At 37.4% G+C, this 5489-nt stretch carries 5 protein-coding genes and 1 CRISPR repeat array; all 5 genes read right to left on the bottom strand.

The window, feature by feature from the left end; all coding sequences use genetic code 11:
- Positions 1–90: 90 nt before the first annotated feature.
- The 5 genes from M0R38_12710 to M0R38_12690 all read right to left on the bottom strand — a co-directional run bounded on the left by M0R38_12710 (position 91) and on the right by M0R38_12690 (position 4664).
- A complete protein-coding gene (locus M0R38_12710) occupies positions 91–1029 on the bottom strand; it encodes a hydroxyacid dehydrogenase (GenBank protein ID MCK9482596.1) in 939 nt (312 codons plus the stop codon).
- Between the two features lie 4 nt (positions 1030–1033).
- A complete protein-coding gene (locus M0R38_12705; GenBank protein ID MCK9482595.1) occupies positions 1034–1786 on the bottom strand; it encodes an aldolase/citrate lyase family protein in 753 nt (250 codons plus the stop codon).
- A 330-nt stretch (positions 1787–2116) separates the two neighbouring features.
- Positions 2117–3892: an IS66 family transposase gene (locus M0R38_12700; protein MCK9482594.1), complete on the bottom strand. Its 1776-nt coding sequence runs from the start codon at positions 3890–3892 to the stop codon at positions 2117–2119.
- A 66-nt stretch (positions 3893–3958) separates the two neighbouring features.
- Complete coding sequence (gene tnpB / locus M0R38_12695; GenBank protein ID MCK9482593.1) at positions 3959–4309, bottom strand: IS66 family insertion sequence element accessory protein TnpB; 351 nt, start codon at positions 4307–4309, stop codon at positions 3959–3961.
- Complete coding sequence (locus M0R38_12690) at positions 4293–4664, bottom strand: hypothetical protein (GenBank protein MCK9482592.1); 372 nt, start codon at positions 4662–4664, stop codon at positions 4293–4295. Before M0R38_12690 ends, tnpB begins: the two co-directional genes overlap by 17 nt.
- A gap of 64 nt (positions 4665–4728) precedes the next feature.
- Positions 4729–5489: direct repeats of the CRISPR family, unit length 35 nt; unit sequence GTTTCGGAACTCTAATAGATAACACCTATCTCAAA.

Here is a 5489-nt window from a genome sequence, read left to right as displayed (position 1 = left end):
TAATATCAGCATACTGATCTACGATATCAACAACTTTTTGCATATGTTTTGTTTCATTGCTACTCATTACTTTCTCCTACAAAAACCTAATTAGTTGAGAGCCCAAGTCGGTTCTTTACCGCTGAGAACATCAACAATTCCTTCAGCCGCTTGAACAGCCATCCTAACCATGCACTCATATGTTAAAGAAGCATTGTGCGGGGTTAAAATTACATTCTCTAAATCAAAAAATGGATGGTCTTTTGGTGGTGGCTCTTGTGCAAATACATCAGTAGCCAAGCCTGCAATTTGACCTTCTCTTAAGGCAGTAGTAATTTCACTCTCGTTAACTAAATCTCCCCTGGCACAGTTAACTATGTTAACACTTTTTTTCATCAATTTTATTGTTTTAGAATTTATCAGGTTTCTTGTTTCTTCAGTTGAGGGAAGATGTAAGCTTATAAAGTCGGCTACCTTTAATGCATCCTTTAAATCTTTAACTAAGTTTATTCCTTCGGGAACCGCCTTAACATAGGGGTCGTAAACTACTATGTTCATATCGAGTCCATGCATAGCCTTTCTGGCTACGAGTTTCCCGATTCTTCCAAATCCAATAATTGAGAGAGTCTTACCGCTTAAGTCGGTAATTGGCAGTGTGTTTCTGACATTAAAATTATTGCTTCTAGTAGCTTTATCACAAACAACTATTTTTCTCGCTAGTGCTATAAGAAAACCCAATGCTAATTCACTGACTGTACTGGCATTGGCTTCAGGCGTATAGGTCACTCTGATTCCCAACTCTGTTGCTTTTTTTACATCAATATTATCTACACCTACCCCATGCCTGCTTATTACTTTTAGTTTTTTCCCGGCTTCCAAAACTTCAGCGGGATAAGATGCTGTTCGGACAAGAAGGGCATCTGCATCAGCTACCTCTCTTTTAATTGTCTCAATATCAAAAGCACTGCCTATGACTACTTCATGTCCGTGTTTTTTCAGATAATCCTTTCCCTCTTGCACAATATCTTGTGGAATTAATACTTTCGCCATAACGCTATTCCTTAAATTTTGTTGCGATATTTTTCATCCCTTCCAAAAGGAGTGCTGCATCATGGTTACTCATCAACAGAGTTAAACCTTCATCTAGTAACATTTGGGCCATTTTGTCGGGTCCATGAAGTCCAAATATTTTATTATTATCCCTAGCTGCTTTGGCAGTTTTTAAAATTGCGTTCATATTTTTCTCATGAAAAAGATCCCCGGGTATTCCCAATGAGTTGGCTAAATCATTTGGTCCAATTAAAAGAGCATCTATTCCATCAACTGCCGCAATTTCTTCAATATTATCAATAGCTAAAGCAGATTCAATTTGGGCAATTGTTAATGTTTCTTTATTTGCCTTGGGCATAAACTCCACAGCTTTGGCACTTGTAAATTGAGAATGGTCTCCCATTCCGCCGAATCCTCTATTTCCAACAGGCATGAACTTAGCCCAGTTAACAAACTTTTTAGCCTGTTCAACTGTTTCAATCATAGGAACCATAATTCCCGTTACTCCTGCATCAAGAGCCCCAGATACATACGACTTACTTAGTTCACTCACTCTAACAAAACATTCAATACCAGCCAATCGAGAAACACGGGCTATATTTGCCAAAGTTTCGAAATTGTAGGTACTGTGTTCCATGTCCGGCATGATAAAATCTAAGCCGGCATTCTTTGCTAACAGAGCCACAGCACTATTTTTTGATAGTCTAAGCATTGTCCCAACAATTCTCTTTCCTTCTTTAACTTTTTGAACTGACATTTTCTCCTCCGTTGCTCTTTTTTTTAGTCATTTTTTCAATAAATTTGAGCTTAACTTTTTTAATACAATTCCTTATAATAATAAAAGTTAAACAGCTCCTGTTAACCATTCTAGAAGTCTATTTATCCATTGTCAAGCAAGTAGATAAATTCTTTTAAAAAGATTCTAAAAGTTCAAAAAAATAATTAATTTTCAGTGTAAACGTAAATTGGCCCCTCCTATGAACAAAAAAATAAATAATCGATACTATTTGTCATGGAGAGAGAAATTCTATTTATGTCAGTTATTGCTAAAGGTAAGAGAAGAGACGAAAGATGGCTGTTCTTAATCTTAATAGAGACCACCTCTAATAATATAGTCTTCGGTTCTTCCCTTAACAGGCTGAGCTTTACTTATGAGTTGCTTTTTTTCTCTAATATCACTCAAATCAATATTCCAAGGCAGCAAATCGTTGTAATCTTCTTCGCTTCTACAGTAGGGAGCTTGATCCAACACTGCCCAAATATAGTCATGAACATTGAGCTTGTTCAATTTAGCATTCTCAATCAAAGTATACATCAAAGCCGATGCCTTTGCTCCAGCAGCAGTATTAGCAAACAACCACGAGCGAGATCCAATTGCGAAGGGGCGTGTGAAACGTTCAGCGATGTTGTTATCTGGCGTAGCGTTAAAGTAATAAGGATAATATTTCAAACGAGGCCATTGGTTAAGCAAATATTTAACAGCCTTGTAAAATTCACTGCCTACTATTGCTACAGCAATTTTTTCTTGTGCCAATTTGTATATGGCAGTCAAAACAGGTTCAACTTTACTTACCCTCTCTTCAACAAAAGCACTCTCACTAGCATAAAAACCTTCAGAATATTTTTGCCTCATGTCCCGTTCTATCTTATAGAGTTTTGCTATCATTTTTACAAATCGGGCATTTTCTTTGCTAATAGCTCCTTTACCCAAAGTAGTAAAAGAACGTCTGGCATGACTCCAACACCCTATGTGGGTGCAACTATGCCCATTTTGAGTCAAGTTTTCGACAGCTGTAACGTAACTAGATAGACCATCAGTTTGCAATACCGAAGAAAAACCACTTAGCAAGGAGGAAATAACCGTAGCATTTCGATACGGATCATAGAAATAATAGACAACCGTAGGTCCTCCTCCGCTGCCGACTTGAACAACCATATAAGATTGAGAGTCAGAACTTCTCTCTTTTTCATGCAAAACGGTTAAAGGACTCTCATCCATATTAACCAACTGGCGTTGCAACACATTTTTGTGTAGCAACTTACCCAATGGCTCAAGTGCTTTGGCTGCATTTACTATCCAGCTTGCCATGCTTTGGCGTGAAATTGCCAAGCCTTTTCGCCGAAATATATCCTCTTGACGGTACAGTGGTAAATGGTCGGTAAACTTTTTAACAATAACTTCAGAAGCAAGACTGTCTGTTACCATCACCCCTTTAAGTACTCGACTATACAGTGGGTAACTGATGATTCGGTTATTTGTCCCATCTTCAGCTTCATAGGCTTCTTTGGGAGCATAAACAGGAAAGAGATGGCGCTCGATATAACTTTTGGCAGGAAGAAAGCCCACTTTATCTTCACTGTGAGTACCACAGAGAACCATTGCTTTACCTGTAACAGGGTCAACTGGAACCGGGCAATCTTCTGTATGATCAATTTCTATTAAAGCTGTCGAACTTTCCAAGGTGGTTAATTTATGTTTTGCATGCTTTTTACGAACATGAGGAGCAACACAAACACTCTCTTCTTCCTCTTCTTCTGTCTCTGTTGCAGAAAAAGTCACTTCTGCTTCATCAAAGAGCCACTGCAATTGTAAACTTTCAGCAGTTTCGCTTTTACGACCAAAACGTTCTGCTTTACCTTTTTGCAGTTGTTCTAAAGCTAAATGTAGCTGCAGATTAACATCATTTAAACGCTTTTGTAGTTGCTCTATTGTTTTCTGAGATTGTTCTAAATCTTCTTTCTTGCTTTCAAAACTCTCTTTATAAGCATCCCTTTCAAGTGTAAGGCGAAAATTATCAAGCTGAAGCTGTTCCACTAATGAGGTTAATTCGTCTTTTTTTACAGATCTTTTGCTACCTTCCATATGAGTGACATTGTAGCAAATTAAGTGCTCTTATTCAATATAATATAAGTAATTATATGCAGTTTTTTACACAAAATAGGTCCCTTTTAATGGTGCAAATCGTCTCCAACAATCTTGACCTGAAAGCATCTGCAAGATTTGATTAAGCTCTACTTTTTGAGCTGCTTCTCCATCTGACGGCCAAGCAAAACTACCTTTTCCCATCAACCTTTTGGTGCCAAGCCAAAAACCGTTTTTGTCCCACACTAAAACTTTAATGACTTTGTTAGATGAACCACAAAATAAGAACATTGACTTTCCCAACACCTGTTGTTGCATCTCAGTAATTACTAAAGCAGCTAATCGCCTTGCTCCAAAACGCATATCCGTTTTACCAGGACGTAAATAGTATTCATATTCATTAGGTTGTAAAAACATTTTCCAACCCCAAAACCGAGAGAACTTTTCGTAAATTACCATTACTACTGTTCTCTGGTACTAATATTGAAACCTTTCCTACCACGATAGTCAGTGGCTCAGAGAGATTGTTATTAATATTGCTTGAAGATTTAATTTTGACAAAGCTTTGACTCTTCTTTAATCTTCTTGTTTGATTTGTACGCCTTTGAGTTGAGCGGCGCCAACTAGTTATTAGTCGCAAATAGCTATACGGGATTCCATTTTCTTTTGAATAATCTAAATCTGAATTACTGTTATTCTTTTTCTTCCAATCATCAAGTGCTGACAAATGCAATAATCGTTTCTCTTTTTCTGCTTGGCTTAATTTTGACATTACTTCATTCCTTTCAATGTCAATATTTTCAATATTTACTTCCTAAGTTAAAAGTACTGCCCAATTTACGCTTACCTAATAGATAACACCTATCTCAAACAGTTAGTGTAGCAAGCCTTCAGTTACTAGGGTTTCGGAACTCTAATAGATAACACCTATCTCAAACCCATATAAGAGAGTTCTTGATATGCTTTTTGTTTCGGAACTCTAATAGATAACACCTATCTCAAACGTACAGTTGGTAGAGAGGCTAGCAAACGCCGTTTCGGAACTCTAATAGATAACACCTATCTCAAACTACCGTGGTCTTACTATCTTCTTCTACAAAGTTTCGGAACTCTAATAGATAACACCTATCTCAAACATCTCGTTGTACCTAGCGTTGATAATGTCAGTTTCGGAACTCTAATAGATAACACCTATCTCAAACTATTAGGTGAGTATTCAGACGACAACGAAGGTTTCGGAACTCTAATAGATAACACCTATCTCAAACGATGATAGACCGATTGATAACAAACAAAGAGTTTCGGAACTCTAATAGATAACACCTATCTCAAACTTATAATAAAGACCTCTTGGAAAGAATGTAGTTTCGGAACTCTAATAGATAACACCTATCTCAAACACCCATCCGATCGGCCCAGATGCAGCGGCAGTTTCGGAACTCTAATAGATAACACCTATCTCAAACCACCTCTTGTGATGAAGTGTTTTACGGAATGTTTCGGAACTCTAATAGATAACACCTATCTCAAACACATATGAGTCCAATTAAGGCTCTCCCAACGTTTCGGAACTCTAATAGATAACACCTATCTCAAA

The organism is Bacteroidia bacterium, from assembly GCA_023228875.1.
In the GTDB taxonomy this organism is placed as follows: Bacteria; Bacteroidota; Bacteroidia; order NS11-12g; family UBA955; genus JALOAG01.
The sequence above is the reverse complement of the archived record's forward strand: the minus strand, read 5'-3'. Positions and strand labels throughout refer to the sequence as shown.